The sequence below is a fragment of the Priestia sp. 3CA3 genome (genome assembly GCF_056836725.1).
In genome coordinates, this window is the sequence record NZ_JBXENJ010000011.1 from 20,720 (window position 1) to 39,248 (window position 18,529).

Consider the following 18,529-nt stretch of genomic DNA (forward strand, 5'->3'; position numbering starts at 1 on the left):
AGCATGTGAATTTCACAAAAGCATAAACATCACACGTTGACTTTTTATGTTTGTTGACTTGTAATGGGAAGGCAAATGGTGCGCCACCAGGTAACTGGTTCTAGTGGGTTCGATTCCCACCCCGAAATTTTTTTAATTATTAAAAAATTTCGAGGGTGGGGACTTGATTGGAGTCTGTATATACCCTCGATCAGGAGGGAAAAGTTATGTTAAAAAAACGTGACCTAAATGACTGTCAATCTCTATACGAACTCATGGTACATCCTGATGTCTTCCCTTTTGTTCGTCATAAAGCCCATTCCTATGAAGAATTTTTATTTATGACTAAACAAACGATGGAAGCAGAAGATCATGGAGAAATTATTTCTCGCACGATTTTAGATGAATGGGGTAACCCTATCGGCACCATTAATTTATTTGATGTACAGGATCAAGCTGGTTTTTTAGGCACTTGGCTTGGCAAACCGTTTCATGGAAAAGGATATAATCAAATTGCAAAAGAAGCGTTCTTTAATGAACTGTTCTTTGAGTTAAATATAGAGCGAATTTTTATGCGAATCCGCAAAATCAACATCAGGTCTATTAAGGCTGCCGAAAAACTGCCTTATGCAGTACTTGCGAATGAAACACACAAAGCTTTATACGATGAAATTAATCAACATGAAGACGTATATGATTTATACGAAATTCCAAAAGACTTGTATACATTATACTACCTGCGTCACGAACAAGACGTTCAAGAAGATCACCAGCTTAAAGAAGCGTAAGAGTCTCTCCGTTACACGGGGAGCTTTTTTTATGATTAAAAACGAGAGATTCTGGAAAAAATAAGTAGCATGATCGAAAAACGTTAATTGGAGGTTTTTTTATGTCTGAAAAAAAACGAAAAGAAAACGCAAAAAATACGTTAAGTAGCGCTCAAGAAATCTATTACGGCCGCGAATTTAAAAAAGCAGACCGTGCAGGCGGCTACACGAAAAAATAAGTGAGGCAAAACATCTCTATCCAACGCTTGATCATCCCAACGTCCTTTCTGTACACTGTGTATCGGAAGGACGTTTTATATTATGTAAAGATAATAACGCAAAGATTTCATGCGTATGATTTACGATTTTTTAATACTTTACTATATCCACAAAGTTTACCCACAATTATGTGGATAATGTGCATAACTTTATCAGATATGTATATTACCGCTTTCATAACTTGAAATAACAGTGGGTAATTTTTATGTAAATTTTCTGAAAAAATGTGAATAATGTGGATAAAGTTGTGAATATCCTATACAATTCAGCAGTTAACTTCTTGTTAACCTGTGGATATCTTCTTTAGCACTTTCGTTTGTTTTAGTAACATGAAAGCTTTTGATATATTATAAGTATAATAATAAAAAGTAGGGGAACTTCCCCTACTTTTTTATGATTGGAAACAATATATCCACACTTGTTCCTTGATTTAACTGACTAGAAAATGTCATCTGCGCATGATGAGCTTTAATAATCCGATAGCTGACCATCAGCCCTAAACCTGTACCTTTTTCTTTTGTACTATAAAAAGGCTCACCTATCTTCGCTAACCGTTCAGGAGGAATACCTTGCCCTTCATCAGCAAGCTGCAGCCAAAGGTGGTTTTCTTTTGCTTTAATCGTAATATGAATACCCCCTCCTTCAGGCATTGCTTCGATAGAGTTTTTAATAATATTAATAAATACTTGTTTTAACTGATTTTTATCTCCATATACCTGCGGTAATTGCTCATCCCTTTCAAATATGAAAGCTACCTTTTTTTCTACTGCTTCAGGTTCAAGAAGCGAGCACACTTCTTGAACAAGCGCTTGCATATTCAAGGGTTCAACATTCATAACCTGAGGTTTTCCTAACATCAAAAATTCTTCTACGATTCCATTCATTCGTTCTAATTCAGTTTCCATGATATCTATATACAAAGCATCTTTGGGATTTTGTTCTTTTAATAAGTGAACAAAACCTTTTAAAGAAGTCAAAGGATTTTTGATCTCGTGAGCAACTCCAGCTGCAAGTTCTCCTACAACGGCAAGCTTCTCAGAAGTTCTAAGCTTCTCTTCTGCTTTTTTACGCTCCGTAATATCTGTCGATACGCACAGCATTTGAATCACTTCCTGTTTTTCATTCATAATAGGAAGTTTTGCTGTTTCGACCCAGCGCCGGTTTCCTTTCGAATCTTTAAACTGTTCTTCTAATACCATCCCTTTTTGCGTACAGTTTGAAAACGTCCCTTTATATAAAAGATCTGATTGAAGGTTGAATTGATATTTATCAATTGGTTGTCCAATCAAGTCATCAGATTTTTCACCTAGCAGCATCGCAAAAGATTCATTAACAAGAATGAACTCCCTTTTTTGATTAATGGCATAAATATAGCTTGGATTAATGTCAATGACTTGTCTTAAAAACGTTTTTTGTTCCTGCAGCTGATTTTCTTTTTGCTGTAAATTTGCTTTAGAATGGCGTATATAGCTAATCATTTCATTAAACTGTTTAGATAAAGTACCGATTTCCCCCCGCTCAATTTCTCGTTCCGGAATTTTTTGATTAAAATTCCCGCGAGCTACTTGTCCCGCCAATTCATATAGTTTACGAATAGGATTCACAATTTGCCTTGCATATAACGCAGTAAAAAAAGAAAGTAGTAAAATTGTAATACCTGAAACGGTCCAAAGCGTTTTTTCAAACGTTTCATAAGGCCTGTAAATTTCTTCAACGGGTAATTCAGCGACAATTCCCCAATCCAAAACAGGAATATATTCAAATGACGCAAAGAAGTACTTACCTTCGGTGTTCACAACGCGCTGATATCCTGATTTATGATTCATCGTTTCCTGAACGATTTCATTTTCCCTGGCATTTTCACCGATTCTCTGTTTCTCAGGGTGTGAAATAATTCTACCATTGCGGTCTACAATAAACGTATAGCCGTTCTCTCCTATATCGAACGTTTGAAAAATGGATTGAAAGCTTTTATTTTCTTCAATGCGCAGCGCTAAATTTATAACTTTTTTTACATTTTGCTGCTCATCCAAAATAGGAATTGCCATCACCACAATGTAATGCTTTGTGTCTGCTGAAACGACATCGCTTAAATATATTTTTTTAGTTCGCAGCGCTTCTTGAAAATATTTTCTTTTACTTAAGTTCACGTGCTTCATACTCTTTAAATCATCTGGGTAATAATGCTCCACATACCCTTTTGTATTAAAAATGGTTCCGCTATCGATATACGGTGAAATATTAACTATTTTCTGCAGTTCTTTGTCTATCTCTTGTTCATCATCTGATAAAAAAATAGGATCTTGCTGTACCTCGTCGCCCAAGCTCCAAATATCTTTAATAACGATGTTAATTTGCTCTTTCATTCTCTTGACGGTTTTATCAGTTACCTGTCGATATTGATCTTGAGAAATATTAGGCAGCATCACTCTTGAAACTATAAACATTAGCGTCAGTACGGTACAAATAAGAAGCACATTAATCGTGAAGATTTTCCAAAACGTATGAGATTTAAACCATTTCATGTTTGTTCACCTTAATTCAATGAAGTCTACCTCCATTGTACTGCAAAATGAAAACTTTTCCATGTAAATGATAGAATTCCACCTTTAGACATAGAAGAAAAGCATTTGGTTCTACATTACTATCAGAAAACTATGAGCTTTTTCACTGTATTTTCTGCTAAAACTTTTTTAGGGTTCTTATATAAACTTTGCTTACTGCATTTTCTTCATACAGTAGAAATCAATTATTTATCTTCCAATAAAAAGACCCCATCACGAAATGATGAGGTCACCCATTTACTATTTCTTCTTCCTTCTAGCCCCGTAAAAACCAAATAAGAGAATAAACCAAACGGGTGTCAACAATAAGGCTGGGCGCGTCGCATCAGAAAACAGCATAATAATAAGAATCACTGCAAACAACGCTAGCACAACATAGTTTATAAATGGTGTTAACGGTGCTTTGAATGTTGATGCTTCATGCAGCTGGGGACGCGTTTTTTTATATCTTAGATGGCAAATCAAAATGATACTCCACACCCAAATGAAACAAATAGCGCTGATGGTTGTTACGATGCCAAAAGCTTGATCTGGTATCAGTTTGCTTAACAAAGCTCCCGCCGAGATAACCAGCGTAGATACAAACAATCCGTTGCTTGGTACGTGGTTTTTGTTCAGTTTTGCAAACGTAGATGGCCCTTGGTCATTTTTACTTAAGTTATATAAGATACGGCTTGTTGAAAACATTCCGCTATTACAAGCAGAAGCGGCTGAAGTTAATACAACAAAATTAATAATTCCAGCAGCAAGCGGAATTCCGACTAAACTAAAGGTTTTAACAAATGGGCTTTCTGCTGCATTCAATTCCATCCACGGGTTAATAAATAAAAGGACGATAAGCGCTCCAACATAGAAAAATAAGATTCGCAGCGGAATTTTATTAATGGCCGATGGAATATTTTTTTGGGGATTTGATGTTTCCGCTGCCGATACCCCTACCAATTCAACCCCGACGTATGCGAAAATAACCATTTGGAATGAAAGTAAGAAACCTGAAATACCGTTTGGAAACAGTCCTCCATGACTCCAAAGATTTTGAACCGTAACGGATCCTGCATCTGTTTTAAATCCGATTACCAGTAAAATAACGCCAATAACAATTAACGCAAGAATCGTAATAACCTTTATTAAAGCAAACCAAAACTCTAATTCTCCAAATAATTTTACGGTTAATAAGTTAAGTCCTAATAAAATGATTACACAAATAAGTGCAGGAATCCACTGAGGAATATTGAACCAATATTTCACATATACGCCAACGGCAATCACATCAGCCATAGCTGTCATGATCCAGCAAAACCAGTACGTCCACCCTGTGACAAATGAAGCCCATGGTCCAAGATACTCTTCAGCAATATCTGTTAACGATTGATAACCTGCTTTAGACAGCAGTAGTTCTCCTAGCGCTCTCATCACAAAGAAAAGCGCAATACCCACAATTAAATAAGCAAAGATGATAGAGGGACCTGCAAGCTGTATGGCTTTACCAGAACCTAAAAATAATCCTGTCCCAATGGTTCCTCCAATCGCGATTAGCTGAACATGACGATTGGATAAATCCCTCTTTAATTCTCGTTGTTCCAACTCTAACTCCTCCTAACAATAAAACCTTTGATGCGATCGTGCGGACTACAAAATAAAGTCCAATAAAAAAAGAGATTGGATGCGCTCCAATCTCATGGTCATAAGAATAACAAATATTATGGTACATGCTACCAATTAGTAACATGCCAAATAAATATCCGGTACTCTTCTGTCCTTTTGCCTGAGATTGTGAACCCTTCGGCGTCGCGAAACTATCGCGATCTCTCCAGAAGCTGCTCCTGCTATAGTGTGATCCATAGCAATCATAGCTTTCTACGTATTAAATTTTTCGATCAAGATAATGACTGTCGAATAGTTGTTTATTCTAATACCAGTTGGATGCTTTGTCAACAAGAAAGATGACTTTCATTTATTTACCTTCTTCGAAAGAAGGTAATGAAACAGGTTCAATCGTCAACTTAGTATCCTTTTCTACATGCTACCTGAGTCCCTGCGGAAACCTAAATACATTAAATGGATCGTACTTTTTATTTACTCTTTCTAACCGCTCTGCGTTGTCTCCAAAATACTCATACTCGTAGTTTCTAAGGTTGCTGATAGGGAAATTCACATAGGAGCCTTTCGTAATACGTTTAATATATTGAAATCGCTTATACAGCCACTCTCTGTTTGCTCGTGCAAACGCATCGTCTGTCCATACAGATTGAAAGCCCAGAATATATCTAGCGTTTCTGTAAAAGAAGGCCGTTTCTCTGTTACCAACACTGCGAATTTCTCCTCCTAGTGCATAAAAAGAAATCGCGGCGTAAACAGACCCTTCTGCTGGACGCTGTATGAGATCTGCAAGATTTTCAAGCTCGCCAACTGAATAACTTCTTTGCACAAATCTTCCCGTTGACTTAAATTTTTCAGACGGAGGATAGGTTGCTTCTATCTTTTGTACCGCTTCAAGAAAAGATAATGACTCTAGCTCGACTCGGAACCCCTCCACCTCTGCAAAAGGCTGCAAGATCTTTCGAGCTCTTTCTGGAGATCCGTAAAAGAAGCCGTTCGCAAATATGCCCAATCCTTCTCCTTCTGCATTATAAAAACTGGCAACTAGCGTCATACGTTTGTCCAATTCAGGCAGCCAGCTTTGCCATATATTCATCACTTGTACCTGTTTTTCTCTTGTAGTACCTACATAAAAGAAGCGAACAAGCGTCACAGAGCTGTTCGTCGGTTTTGGAAGCTGAAACGTCATGCTTGCCACAACGCCAAAATTACCGCCACCAGCACCTCGGCATGCCCAAAAAAGATCCGCGTTACACGATTTGTTTGCTTTAATAATCTTTCCTTCATAATTGACCAACTCTAGCTCTATCAAGCTGTCACAGCCTAATCCGTAAAGTCTGCTCGAAAGCCCCCAGCCTCCTCCGAGCGTAAAGCCAGACACCCCAACAGTCGGACACGTTCCTCCTTGAAACACATATCCATTCGAACCGATAAAATCATACACTTCCGTATTCTTTGCTCCTCCCTCCATCTTTAAGATGTTCCGTTTCCTATCCAATTTCAACCCGTTTAACCGACTGATATCAATGACCAATACACAGTCACCCGTAGAATACCCTTCATAATGATGACCGCCAGATCGAATGCGAATGTCTACACGATGCTTGCGCGCCCATTGAATTGCATTTACAACATCCTGCTTTTTTTCACAGTACACAATCACAAGCGGAAATTTATCAATAGCACGATTCCACTCCTGACGAGCTTCCTCATAAATGGGGTCTTTCGGCGTTACCACTTTACCCGTAAGACCTTTCAAAAACATTGAGTCCATTTGACCTCTGCCCCTCTGTATATACTTTTTAGTAGTTTTATTACTATAGTATTCTTGGGGTGGTTGAGGGTGTGGGTTTTCAAGACTAGATTGGCGTTTATCATCTCTATAAAAAATGAAATTTCAGTTCATTTACTGAAATATAAGTACTAATAAAACTTCTTTTCGGTGCTCCGATGCTTTCTAAAACATAACTTTCCAATAATTCAAATTAGATATATTAGAATATTTTTTCTTCCAACAAGAGTCCAATTCAAATAAAAAAAGAGCAGAACCAAATCTGCCCTTTACTCTTCATCTATTTACTTCTTTAACGTCAAACTCACCACATTCTCCACGTGCGCTGTATGAGGGAACATATCAACAGGCTGAATGTAATCAACGTTATAAGCCTTCGACAGCTGCTGCACATCTTTCGCTAATGTGGATGGATTACAAGATACGTAAACCACTTTCTTTGGCTTTACTTGTAAAATTGTTTTTAGAAGCTTGTCATCACAGCCTGTTCGCGGCGGGTCAACGACGATAACGTCTGGCTTCCAGCCTTCTTTTACCCACTGCGGCATCCATTTTTCAGCCGGACCTGTTACATACGTGGCATGTTCAAATCCATGATCTTTGGCATTTTTTCGCGCGTCTACAATGGATTCTTCAATCGTGTCCATTCCGCGAATTTCTTTGGCATCTTTAGCAAGCCATAAGCCAATTGTCCCTACTCCGCAGTAAGCATCTACGATTTTTTCACTGCCTGTTAGCGCAGCTGCTTTTTTTACTTCGTCGTATAGCTTCACCGTTTGAAGAGGATTCAGCTGGAAAAATGCACGCGCTGAAAGTTCGAATGAGATATCACCTAACGTTTCTTGAATCACCGATTTTCCAGCGAGCGTAAACGTTTCGTCTCCAAAGATAAGCGATGTTTTTTGGCCGTTTACGTTTTGTACGAGCGATTTCACTTCCGGCAGGCGGCGCTGAATTTCTTTCATCAGCAGCTCTTTTTTCGGAATTTCTTTTTTAGCCGTAATCAAGACAATTTGAACTTCACCCGTTTCAAACCCTACTCGAGATACAATGGTACGCACAATTCCACGGCGTTTACGCTCATTGTAGATAGGAATTTGAAGATCTTGTAAAATTCGTTTTATTTCTTTTGTCACGTGATTTGTAGCTTTATGCTGAATGGGACAGTTTTCAATATCAATCAAGCGGTGAGAATTCAGTCCATACAAACCAGCAATGACTTTTTGTTTGTCCACGCCGACTTGAAACTGAGATTTATTACGGTAGCGCCACGGATCTTCCATACCAATCGTTTGGCGAGTTTTTTCCTCTACTTTTTTTAATGAACTGTGACGTTCGAACGCTTGCAGAACAATATCCCGCTTGGATTCTAGCTGACCTTCATAAGATAAGTGCTGAAGCTGGCAGCCTCCGCACTGGTCGTAAATCGGACAGGGTGCTTCTACGCGATGAGGAGATTTTTTGCGAATTCGCTTGATTTTCCCTTCGGCAAACTTATGCTGAACATTTGTTGCTTCTACAACCACTTCTTCATTCGGTAATGCTCCCGGTACAAAGACGACTTGGCGCTTAAAATAGCCTACGCCTTCTCCATTAATACCGAGTCTTTTTATCGTCAACGGAAACGTTTGTCCTTTTTGAACTTTCATTTCAGTTTTTGGTTTATTCATGAGACCAACTCCGATTAGTTTAAATTCTTTATATAGTTATTAACGGTCTTTAGCTCCTTAAAACCTATTGGACCGTATCGCTTTAAAAAAGACATCAACGCATATTATAACACTTCAACAGCAAAAAACCGACAGAAGAAATATTCCCGTCGGTTTTTATCTTTATTTCGTTTTAGAAGGACTTTTCTTCATTTGTTTGCGTTCGTTCATTAAATCATCAATGCTTTTAAACGTATAGCCCTGCTTTTTTAAATCCACAATCGCTTGATCTAACGCATCTGCGTTATCCTTTGAAACGGTATGCAGAAGCATGATCGCACCCGGATGTATTTGAGTCATCATATTGTCGTATGAATAGCGCCAGCCTTTTTGTTCATTCACTTTCCAGTCAACAAATGCTAGTGACCAAAATACGTTCGTATAGCCTTCTTGCTTTGAAAGAGCTAGTGTTCGTTCGCTAAATACACCTCTAGGTGAGCGGAGATACTTCATTTCATCACGACCGGTAATATTCTTGTATTCATCTTTTACTTTTTGCAGTTCCTCTTTAAAACGTGCATCATCCACTTGAGTTAAGTCAGGGTGATGCCATGAATGATTGCCGACAATATGCCCTTCTTTTACCATTCGCTTAATTAGCTTAGGCTCTTCTTTTAAATAGTGTCCTGTTACAAAAAACGTCGCAGGAACCTTTCTTTTTTTGAGCACGTCTAACACCTGCGGGGTATAACCATTTTCATAACCGTTATCAAACGTTAAATAAATATTTTTTTTAGTTGTATCGCCGAGGTAAAACGCATCATACTTAGCAAGAATTTGTTCATAAGCTGTACCTGCGGATGCGGGCTTGTGATTTTTACTTTTTTGAAATCCCCAGCTGATCGGAGTATTTGGATACATTTGTGCTTCAACAGATGCTATGCCTGTTGACATCACGAATAAAAAAACGAGAAAAAAGGTGAACCGGCGCATAAGAAGCTCCTTTCGGAAGTCATTTTACGCTTAGTATCCACTCAATTTTCTCGTTCATGAACGTTACTTTTTACCATACGTTCCCGACGTATGTTTATTTAAATACCGGTTCTTTAAATTGCTCAAGCTTTTCAAATGAAGACTTGTCTACATCTGCATGCAAGCTGTTTCCGTGTGAATCCATCGTCACTACAGCTGTAAAACCTTCTACTTTTAAATGCCACATTGCTTCAGGAATACCGAACTGCATCAAATCAACGCCTTCTACGCTCTTGATACAATCAGCATAGTACTGCGCAGCTCCGCCGATAGCATTTAAGTATACGCCCCCGTGCTCTTGAAGAGCAGCAAGCGTTTTAGGACCCATACCGCCTTTACCGATAACCGCGCGGATACCAAATTTCTTCATAATATCTCCTTGGTAAGGTTCTTCACGAATACTTGTTGTTGGTCCTGCAGCGGTTACGTGCCATTTTTCATCTTCGTCTTTTAACATAACCGGGCCACAGTGATAAATGATTTGTCCATTTAAATCAATTGGCGCATCGTGGTCTGTTAAATGTTTATGAATAGCGTCGCGTCCTGTGTAGATCATACCGTTGATGCGCACTACGTCACCAACTTTTAATTCACGAATTTGCTCTTCTGTAATAGGTGCTTGTAATACAACTTCTTTTGTTTCATCCGCATTTTGTTTCTCTTCTGCACCTGCATTTTTATTAAAATCTACTTCTTCGCCTTCTTGATACAGCCACTCTTGAACGCTTCCTGTATCAGCGTTGATTTTAATACCTAAGCGACGGTAAGCCCAGCAGTTATACGCAACTGACACATAGAAGCTAGCAGGAATACGATTGATTACGCCGACTTTACAGCCAAGTAATGTCGTTTCTCCGCCAAAGCCCATTGTACCGATTCCTAGCTTATTAGCATTTTCCATTACATACTCTTCTAATTCTTTCAGCTGAGCGTTTGGATTTTCGTCATCTAAGTTTCGGAACAGCTGCTCTTTTGCTAATTCATAGCCTGTTGTACGGTCGCCACCGATTCCAACACCAATGACGCCGGCGCTACAGCCTTGGCCTTGCGCTTGGTATACTGAGTGCATCACACATTTACGAATACCGTCTAAATCACGGCCAGCTCGGCCTAACCCTTCTACTTCACAAGGCAGGCTATACTGAATGTTTTTATTTTCACAGCCGCCGCCTTTTAAAATAAGACGCGCATCAATATAGTCATTTTCCCACTGTTCAAACTTAATAACCGGCGTGCCTCCGCCTAAATTATTACCGCTGTTTTCTCCCGTTAACGAATCTACAGAGTTAGGGCGAAGCTTTCCGTGCTTTGTTGCTTCTTCAATTGCCCAATAAATCGCTTCTTTAATTTGAAGCTGATTCACTCCTACAGGGGTTTTAATTTTAAATGTTGGCATACCTGTATCTTGACAAATTGGCGATAAATTATCATCCGCCATCTTAATATTATTGGTAATGGTCGCTAAAGACATTGCTGCACGCGTTCCTGCATTTTCACGCGCTTTTGCCTTTGCGATAGCACGTCGAACGTCTTTTGGCAATTTTGTAGATGTTTCAACAATTAAATCGTACATGCTTTGTTTTAAAGCTTCAATCATCACTTAATTCCTCCCATATCCCGCTAATGTATGTATTTATCTATCTGTCGTACAACTTTCAAAATTTATTATACTCCTTCAAAAATTGTTTCGAAAGACCTTTATAGGAGGATTTCTACTTCAAGCAAAAAAGCGCTAGTTTTTCTAGCGCTTTTTTCTTCTTCATTCTTTATCTTTTTTAAACTGCTCACATTTTGCTTCTAAGTCATCAATCATTGTAATCAAACGGTCAATATCTTCTAGATCTGTGTTTTCAGGCTCCATAGAGTCTAATACATGTACAAACATATTTAAACGATCTTTTAAATAACGTACTTGTGAATCTTTATCTCGAACGGCGTTTCCCATTTTAAACCCTCCTGATGTAGCTTTTCATTCGTATTTCCTTATATCCTAACGAATACTTTCATATTTGACAACTAAAAGCAATAAAATCCATAATAGTCACTGGTGTCCGTTTTGAATGGGACGTATAATTTAGTCTAGCAGGACGGACCGTGAGATGTTTTCATCATCATTTCACTTTACGGAAAAATAAAAGGAGTTTTTTTATGGCCACTTTACAACGAATTACCCCGGAGTTCGATCCGTGGGAAGCGTATTTAGATATGAAACAATATGGCAAACCGACGCTCACAAACGTTGAATTTACAACAACGACGCTTTGTAATATGCGATGTGAGCACTGCGCAGTTGGATATACGCTGCAGCCAAAAGACCCAAACGCACTGCCTCTTGATTTAATTTTAAAACGTCTCGATGAAATTCCAACACTTCGAGCGTTAAGCATCACAGGCGGAGAGCCTATGATGTCTCTATCTTCTGTGAAAAATTATGTGGTGCCTTTATTAAAGTATGCACACGAACGAGGTGTCCGTACACAGATTAATTCAAATTTAACATTAGATCTTGCTCGTTACGAACAAATCATTCCTTATTTAGATGTTTTACATATTTCTCACAACTGGGGAACGATGGACGATTTTGTGGAAGCTGGCTTTGCAATGATGGAGCGAAAGCCTACTTATGAGCAGCGCGCCAAATATTTCGACCGTATGATTGAAAACAGCCGCGCGCTTGTAAAAGCAGGTGTAACGGTATCAGCTGAAACGATGTTAAATAAACGTACGCTTCCTCATATGGAAAAAATTCATCGTCAAATTGTGGATGAAATGCTTTGTCAGCGTCACGAAGTACACCCTATGTATCCAAGTGACTTTGCCAGCACCTTAGAGACATTATCTCTTCCTGAAATGCGTCAAGCGATTCATCACCTTCTTGATATTCGAGATGAAAATGTGTGGATGCTATTCGGCACGCTGCCGTTTTATGCATGCAGTAATAACGAGGAAGACTTAACGCTTTTACAGCGCTTGTATAGCAGTAAAAATGTAACCGTTCGAAACGATCCAGACGGACGTTCTCGCCTAAATGTAAATATTTTCGACGGAGATATTATCGTAACTGATTTTGGTGATACGCCTCCTCTTGGCAACATTCAAGATACAAAGCTTACAGACGCTTTTGATACGTGGCAGCAAAGCACAATTTCTAAAGAACTTAGCTGCCATTGTTCAGCGGTCTCTTGTTTGGGACCTAATATTTTGGTAAAAAACAGCTATTATCAAGATACTGATTTTAGCAAACTCCAAGCGAACATTACAAAATAACAAAAAGAGATTCCACCACTGGAATCTCTTTTTTGTTATCTCGGCTGATCGTAAGCCCCGAAACTTAAGGAGACATAATCTTGTACTGGAATCCATGCTCCAATTCCTTGAGACGTTACATTTCTCACCACAATTGAACGCTTGCTGCCTTTTACCGTTACATATACTTCCCCATACGTTACTTTTCCCTTTTCACTTACAGCAGGCGTGTACGCATAGAGATAACCTACTTTTTTAGGAGCTACGTTATACACCTGGTCTTTTTTCGTTCCGGCACCTACAAACGTTTGAAATGATAAAGTGAGCTTTGTTTTTTTAGCTGCTTCAATTAGCATCATTTGTTTAACATGATCAGGCTGAGGCACTTTTGCCGTTAATCCGCCTTTTACATGGCTTTGATTTTCCTGACTGTACATCATTTTGTACTGAGTTTTTCCTGCTCTGTTATCATAATGATTCGTATTGATTCGCTGGTGCTGCCAGTTAACGTTTGTTTCTGTTGATTCATAATTTAATGGCCACTGTCCTAAAAAAATGGTTGCTCTAAATCCAATTGCCCATGGAGTTTTAGAAATGTTTGATTCATTTAATATACGAATTAAATCAGGGTTTTCAATTTTTACATTTGACGTTTCAATGAGCTCTTTTGTGAACTCACTCGGCTGCAAATAAGGCGTGTCTTGACTAGCATTTGGATACGTATTTTCTTTTGAAATATTTAAAGCTGAAGAAGGCACGTTGATGGTAGGCTGAGCTGTTTTTGCAATGGCGATCTTCGTTGAACATGAAAACGAAATAATGATGGTAAACACAAATAAAAGCAATTTACGTAACATCTAGAAACTCCTTTCAACATCGTTAATGAATGCAACCATAGTTTTTTCAAACATCCCCTGTTTTATCCTGAATACCAAAAGGGAAATTCTTCTATTCACTCACAAAAAAGAAACGTCCACATAAAGTGAACGTTTCTTTTTTAAATGAGATAAAAACCAATTCCCATAATAATATAAGCACCTAAAAGAGTTGCGCCTTCAAACCAGTTTGTATCTCCGTCATTAGAAATCGCAATTGTTAAAAATACGGCTGTTACCATCGCAATCAACTCAGGCCAAGTAAAAACAAGAGACATTTGGCTTTCGAACATTAGCGAAACAAGTACTAATATTGGTGCTACAAACATCGCTACTTGTAAAGTTGATCCAACAGCAATTTCAACAGCTACACCCATGCGATTTTTAACGGCCATAATAATAGCGGAAGCATGCTCTGCCGCGTTCCCAACAATCGCTACAATGATGACCCCGATAAACAGCTCACTCCAGCCAAAGCTTTCCGAGACAATTTCGATTGTACTTACCAAGCTTTCGGATACATAAGCCACCGCTAACGTAGACAAAAAGAGAACCGCAATCGCTTTCCACATTGACCACTCTGGCTCCTCATGTTCTTCCACTTCTTCACTTTTATGCTGATACACGCCTCGATGCGTGACCAGCTTAAAGAATAACGCCGCTAAGTATAAGATGATGAGAATAATGGAAATTCCGACACTTAGAGACATGGTCTTCGCTTCGTCCATTTCGCTAGCAAACACTTCAGGAATAACAAACGCAACGATAACGGCAAAGATCAATAATCCAGAATTATGTCTTGCATCATAGACATTAAATTCTTGACGCTTAAATTTAAGTCCCCCGATAAAGAATGAAAGACCGCCTACAAGAAGGAGATTTCCTAATACAGAACCGGTTAACGATGCAAGCACCACGGCTGTAAGGCCTTCTTTTAAAGCAAAAATCGAAATGATTAATTCTACAGCGTTACCAAAGGTAGCATTCAATAGACCGCCTATTCGAGGACCAGCTACAACAGCTAAGCTCTCTGTAGCTCTTCCCATAAAAGCTGCGAGGGCAATGATTGTTAAACAGTAAATAATAAACATAAGAACATCTGACCAGTGCATCATGTGCCCAATAACAGATAGCGGCACCCCAAGAATAACCGCTATCAGAAAAATCCGATTGATCATCGATATGTACACCTACCTTATTCATTTTTTGACAACAAAATCAATCATATCAAATTAATGGAATTTGTATAGACTCACCGTCAATGTTAGTATTTTTAACCTATTTTTATAAATGATAAACCTCTAATTGATTTTTGATTAAGATATTTAAAAATCAGCCAAACTACCAAGGATAATGAGATAGAATGAGGAGTGAAAAAATGAGTAATAATGTAAAAAATCAAATTTTATCGGTACTGGATGACTATACAATCGGAACGTTAGCTACGATTCAAGATGGAAAACCTTATTCACGCTTTATGATGTTTTTTCATGAAGATCTTGTGCTTTACACCGCCACCAATAAAGATACCCACAAAGTCGAAGAACTAGAAAAAAACCCTTACGTTCATATTTTGTTAGGCTATGATGGGCAAGGTTGGAGTGATCCGTATGTAGAGGTAGAAGCCAAAGTAAATGTAGAAACAAACGAAGAGTTAAAAAAGAAATTTTGGAATGAAAAGTTAAAAGAGTGGATTAAAAGTCCAGATGACCCAAATTTTTTGCTTCTTCAGCTGACTCCTGAACGCATGCGCTATTTTGATAAAGCCGGAAGCAAACCAAAAGAAATATAAAAGTGGACGATGTCCACTTTTATTTTATTTCGAAGGTTTCTGTCACTTCTATACTGTCAATAACCGACTGTAGCATTGAACAATTTTTTCGGGCTAGCTCAATCGATTTTTCAATTTTGTCTAATGGCAGGTCTTTTCCCGTGATGATATAGTGCAAATGAATTTTTTCGATTCGCCCCGCTTTTTCATCATTGCGCGTTACATCAGCTTGGATGCGTAAATCGGAAAAAGCGATTCTTTTTTTCTCTAGAATCTTTCTTAACACGCCTCCGCTGCACACGGCAATGGATGATGTCATTAGCTGATACGGACGAAAGCCATGCTCTTCATCTCCGGCGATATGTAGCTCTCCATAAGGAAAATCTGTCGTAAACCCCGCCTCTTTTTTCATGTTAAATTCCATTTTCTTCACTCCTTTCCTTCATTATAAACCGTTTTTTATATAACCAACTACTCTCACTATAGATCACTTGTTACACCGCGGTTTATTTCCGGGCACCATCACAATAAAAAAATCCGAACGAATTTGATTCTTGATCAAGAATCAAATTCGTTCGGATCTTCCTTCAACTAATATACTTTTGTCCTAGCCTTTTGTATGACTCCGTATTAAATTAATTTTCCAGCGCGAATATCATCCGTCATTCCTTCGTAAGGCGCTTGAGCGATAACTTCCTCATTGTTTACTCCGACATTTTTGATGAATGTAATGTCAGCAAATTCGGGAACCACGTATTTCGGATATGTTTCGTATTTTTCACGGGATTCATGCATTAAATCAAGATAATCATTTTGATAGCACACGGTAATTTCAGGATGTTCATGTACCCATTTTGGGAAGAAAATAATTCCGTGCATGCGTTTTTCATCAGGCATAAAGTTCAAAGATACATCTGTCCCCGTTGGTTCAGTCCAAGATACTTTATATACACCTTCTGTTAATTTCACAATATCTACTTTTTGGTCACGAACCCATCGTCCTGCCACCATTCCGCTATGAATACGATAATCGATTGTATTTTCGTTTTTAATATAGATTTCATATTCCCATCCGTTTTCGTATGTGTAAATCATATGATTTCCAATAAATTTTTCCATGTCTATACCTCTCCTTTGATTTGATTTATAAAACTTCGTATATGTCTAGCACAACGCTTTCTGGGTTTCTTACAGCAGCGCCTATAAACATGCGGTCCTGTAACCACTTATACTTTGCACTTCCAGTTTCAAAGACAGGAATCGTACGAAAGTAAACGTGCTCTGGGGGTATAATTTCACCTTCAGCAGCCTGTTCTCTAAACTCTTCACTAACCTGACGTATTCCATTGTTTTCAATATAAATAAGTTCATCATCTTCTGTTTGAATGACATATCGTGCAGATAAATCGACGCGGCCATCCCAACGAATAATTTGAGAATCCGCTCCACTTGGAAGAATTAAGCCTTTTATTTCCCCGTCTGCAGTACCTGACTTAATGGGAATAAACTGTTTTTTTCCTAATCCTGTATGACCAATAACGACGGGTGTACCAACATTAATTGTGAATGTTGCTATTTTCTTCAGCCCTGGTTCTATCATAGCAATCACCTCTTAATTGTAAATAAAAACATGTAAATATTTACACGTTTTATTCTACTCCCCTTACATAAAGATGTCAAATGGACAGCACGGCCTGTTTATATCCTTGTCAATAAAGCGTTTTCCTTGTACGATTAAACAGTTGGATTGACAAAATATAGATAAAAAGAGGTTAAATGCTATGGGTGCTACTCATCAACAACGTTTCTGGATTTTAGTTAGCCTTGTCGCCATTTCTGGATTCAGCCAAGGCATGCTGCTTCCTTTAATTGCTATTATTTTTGAGAAAGATGGTCTTTCCTCTACTATAAACGGATTAAACGCAACTGGATTGTACCTGGGCATCTTATTTATTTCTCCTTTCATGGAAGCGCCGCTTCGCAGATACGGATACAAGCCAATTATCGCAGCAGGAGGACTTTTAGTTATTGTATCTTTAGCTTTGTTTCCCCTGTGGAAATCTGTTGTATTTTGGTTTGTGCTCCGTTTATTTATTGGAATAGGAGATCACGCGCTGCACTTTGGAACTCAAACGTGGATTACATCGTCTTCCCCTGCTGATAAAAGAGGTAGAAACATTTCACTGTATGGGCTCTTTTTTGGTATTGGTTTTGCTGTTGGTCCTTTAATGACGCCGTTAATTGAAATTAATCAAGCGCTGCCTTTTATGATTTCTTCTGCTCTATGTCTTCTAACGTGGGTATTTTTATTTTTGATAAAAAATGAATTTCCCCTTCAGGGAGTTGAGGTTAATTCATTAAAAGAAACGGCTAAGCGATTTTCTAAAGCGGCTAAATATGCTTGGATTGCTTTTTTACCGCCTTTTGGATATGGTTTTTTAGAGTCATCACTGAACGGCAGCTTTCCTGTATACGGTTTACGAATTGGATTGCAAGTAGAGTTTATTTCACTGTTGCTGACTTCCTTTGCAGTTGGAGCTATTGTGTTTCAGCTTCCTCTTGGCATACTGAGCGATAAATTCGGACGGAAATTGATATTAGGATGGATTTTATCAATTGGAGCCGTGACTTTTTTTACAGCAAGTCTCTTGGAAGACACCGCTATTCCATTAGTAGCGTGTTTATTTATAGCAGGCATGGTTGTAGGTTCTACGTTTAGTTTAGGAATCAGCTATATGACGGATTTGATTCCTACTCGTCTGCTTCCTACAGGTAATTTACTATGCGGCATTGCTTTTAGTATCGGAAGCCTTGCCGGTCCTTACATAGGCGGTACTTTTATTCAGTTCTTTCATCATGTCAGCTTTTTTAATATTATTAGCGGGATGCTTGGCTTTATTTTTATCCTTCTTTTTGTATTCGGACAAAAAATGCCTATGCAGCAAAAAACAAGCGAGAACTTATAAGTTCTCGTTT

17 protein-coding genes and 1 riboswitch are annotated in these 18,529 nt (G+C 38.4%); of the genes, 5 read left to right on the forward strand and 12 right to left on the reverse strand.

The window, feature by feature from the left end; all coding sequences use genetic code 11:
- Nucleotides 1-206 precede the first annotated feature (206 nt).
- Nucleotides 207-767 (forward strand): GNAT family N-acetyltransferase, encoded by a 561-nt coding sequence (locus tag AC1VNJ_RS23005; protein WP_482641348.1) that lies wholly within the window; start codon nt 207-209, stop codon nt 765-767.
- A 101-nt stretch (nt 768-868) separates the two neighbouring features.
- Nucleotides 869-985 (forward strand): YfhE family protein, encoded by a 117-nt coding sequence (locus AC1VNJ_RS23010; protein WP_013055148.1) that lies wholly within the window; start codon nt 869-871, stop codon nt 983-985.
- Between the two features lie 423 nt (nt 986-1,408).
- Here the strand turns inward: AC1VNJ_RS23010 and AC1VNJ_RS23015 are convergent, their stop codons facing one another.
- The 7 genes from AC1VNJ_RS23015 to AC1VNJ_RS23045 form a co-directional block, all read right to left on the reverse strand.
- A complete protein-coding gene (locus AC1VNJ_RS23015; protein ID WP_028412439.1) occupies nt 1,409-3,550 on the reverse strand; it encodes a PAS domain-containing sensor histidine kinase in 2,142 nt (713 codons plus the stop codon).
- A gap of 279 nt (nt 3,551-3,829) precedes the next feature.
- Entirely contained in the window at nt 3,830-5,173 is a 1,344-nt protein-coding gene (locus AC1VNJ_RS23020; protein WP_049162783.1) for an amino acid permease, read from the reverse strand.
- A 159-nt stretch (nt 5,174-5,332) separates the two neighbouring features.
- Nucleotides 5,333-5,413: riboswitch (glycine riboswitch) on the reverse strand.
- Nucleotides 5,414-5,612: 199 nt separating this feature from the next.
- The gene (locus AC1VNJ_RS23025; RefSeq protein WP_049162780.1) at nt 5,613-6,962 is read right to left on the reverse strand and encodes an FAD-binding oxidoreductase; all 1,350 of its coding nucleotides are present in this window, start codon (nt 6,960-6,962) and stop codon (nt 5,613-5,615) included.
- A gap of 302 nt (nt 6,963-7,264) precedes the next feature.
- Nucleotides 7,265-8,650, reverse strand: coding sequence for a 23S rRNA (uracil(1939)-C(5))-methyltransferase RlmD (gene rlmD / locus AC1VNJ_RS23030; RefSeq protein WP_098999467.1), 1,386 nt, complete (start codon nt 8,648-8,650; stop codon nt 7,265-7,267).
- Between the two features lie 162 nt (nt 8,651-8,812).
- The gene (gene pdaA / locus AC1VNJ_RS23035; protein WP_098627108.1) at nt 8,813-9,622 is read right to left on the reverse strand and encodes a delta-lactam-biosynthetic de-N-acetylase; all 810 of its coding nucleotides are present in this window, start codon (nt 9,620-9,622) and stop codon (nt 8,813-8,815) included.
- 94 nt (nt 9,623-9,716) lie between these two features.
- Complete coding sequence (locus tag AC1VNJ_RS23040; protein ID WP_098627107.1) at nt 9,717-11,258, reverse strand: fumarate hydratase; 1,542 nt, start codon at nt 11,256-11,258, stop codon at nt 9,717-9,719.
- Between the two features lie 162 nt (nt 11,259-11,420).
- Nucleotides 11,421-11,606, reverse strand: a complete 186-nt coding sequence (locus tag AC1VNJ_RS23045) for an SE1561 family protein (protein ID WP_013081532.1) — start codon at nt 11,604-11,606, stop codon at nt 11,421-11,423.
- Nucleotides 11,607-11,809: 203 nt separating this feature from the next.
- Here AC1VNJ_RS23045 and yfkAB point away from each other — a divergent pair, with 203 nt between their 5' ends.
- Nucleotides 11,810-12,928, forward strand: coding sequence for a radical SAM/CxCxxxxC motif protein YfkAB (gene yfkAB, locus AC1VNJ_RS23050; protein ID WP_034263747.1), 1,119 nt, complete (start codon nt 11,810-11,812; stop codon nt 12,926-12,928).
- A 35-nt stretch (nt 12,929-12,963) separates the two neighbouring features.
- Here the strand turns inward: yfkAB and AC1VNJ_RS23055 are convergent, their stop codons facing one another.
- Both AC1VNJ_RS23055 and cax read right to left on the reverse strand, forming a co-directional pair.
- Complete coding sequence (locus AC1VNJ_RS23055) at nt 12,964-13,764, reverse strand: YfkD famly protein (protein ID WP_028412446.1); 801 nt, start codon at nt 13,762-13,764, stop codon at nt 12,964-12,966.
- Nucleotides 13,765-13,904: 140 nt separating this feature from the next.
- Entirely contained in the window at nt 13,905-14,960 is a 1,056-nt protein-coding gene (gene cax / locus AC1VNJ_RS23060; protein WP_034263745.1) for a calcium/proton exchanger, read from the reverse strand.
- A gap of 200 nt (nt 14,961-15,160) precedes the next feature.
- Here cax and AC1VNJ_RS23065 point away from each other — a divergent pair, with 200 nt between their 5' ends.
- Nucleotides 15,161-15,574: a pyridoxamine 5'-phosphate oxidase family protein gene (locus tag AC1VNJ_RS23065; protein ID WP_482641349.1), complete on the forward strand. Its 414-nt coding sequence runs from the start codon at nt 15,161-15,163 to the stop codon at nt 15,572-15,574.
- Between the two features lie 19 nt (nt 15,575-15,593).
- Here the strand turns inward: AC1VNJ_RS23065 and AC1VNJ_RS23070 are convergent, their stop codons facing one another.
- The 3 genes from AC1VNJ_RS23070 to AC1VNJ_RS23080 all read right to left on the reverse strand — a co-directional run bounded on the left by AC1VNJ_RS23070 (nt 15,594) and on the right by AC1VNJ_RS23080 (nt 17,153).
- The gene (locus AC1VNJ_RS23070; protein ID WP_034263756.1) at nt 15,594-15,977 is read right to left on the reverse strand and encodes an OsmC family protein; all 384 of its coding nucleotides are present in this window, start codon (nt 15,975-15,977) and stop codon (nt 15,594-15,596) included.
- A gap of 206 nt (nt 15,978-16,183) precedes the next feature.
- Nucleotides 16,184-16,672 (reverse strand): phenolic acid decarboxylase, encoded by a 489-nt coding sequence (locus AC1VNJ_RS23075; protein WP_034263740.1) that lies wholly within the window; start codon nt 16,670-16,672, stop codon nt 16,184-16,186.
- A 25-nt stretch (nt 16,673-16,697) separates the two neighbouring features.
- Nucleotides 16,698-17,153, reverse strand: coding sequence for a DUF3237 domain-containing protein (locus AC1VNJ_RS23080; RefSeq protein WP_028412450.1), 456 nt, complete (start codon nt 17,151-17,153; stop codon nt 16,698-16,700).
- A gap of 181 nt (nt 17,154-17,334) precedes the next feature.
- Between AC1VNJ_RS23080 and AC1VNJ_RS23085 the strand changes: the two genes are divergently transcribed.
- On the forward strand, nt 17,335-18,519 hold the full coding sequence (locus AC1VNJ_RS23085) for an MFS transporter (RefSeq protein WP_033580744.1): 1,185 nt from the start codon (nt 17,335-17,337) through the stop codon (nt 18,517-18,519).
- The last annotated feature ends 10 nt before the right edge of the window (nt 18,520-18,529 follow it).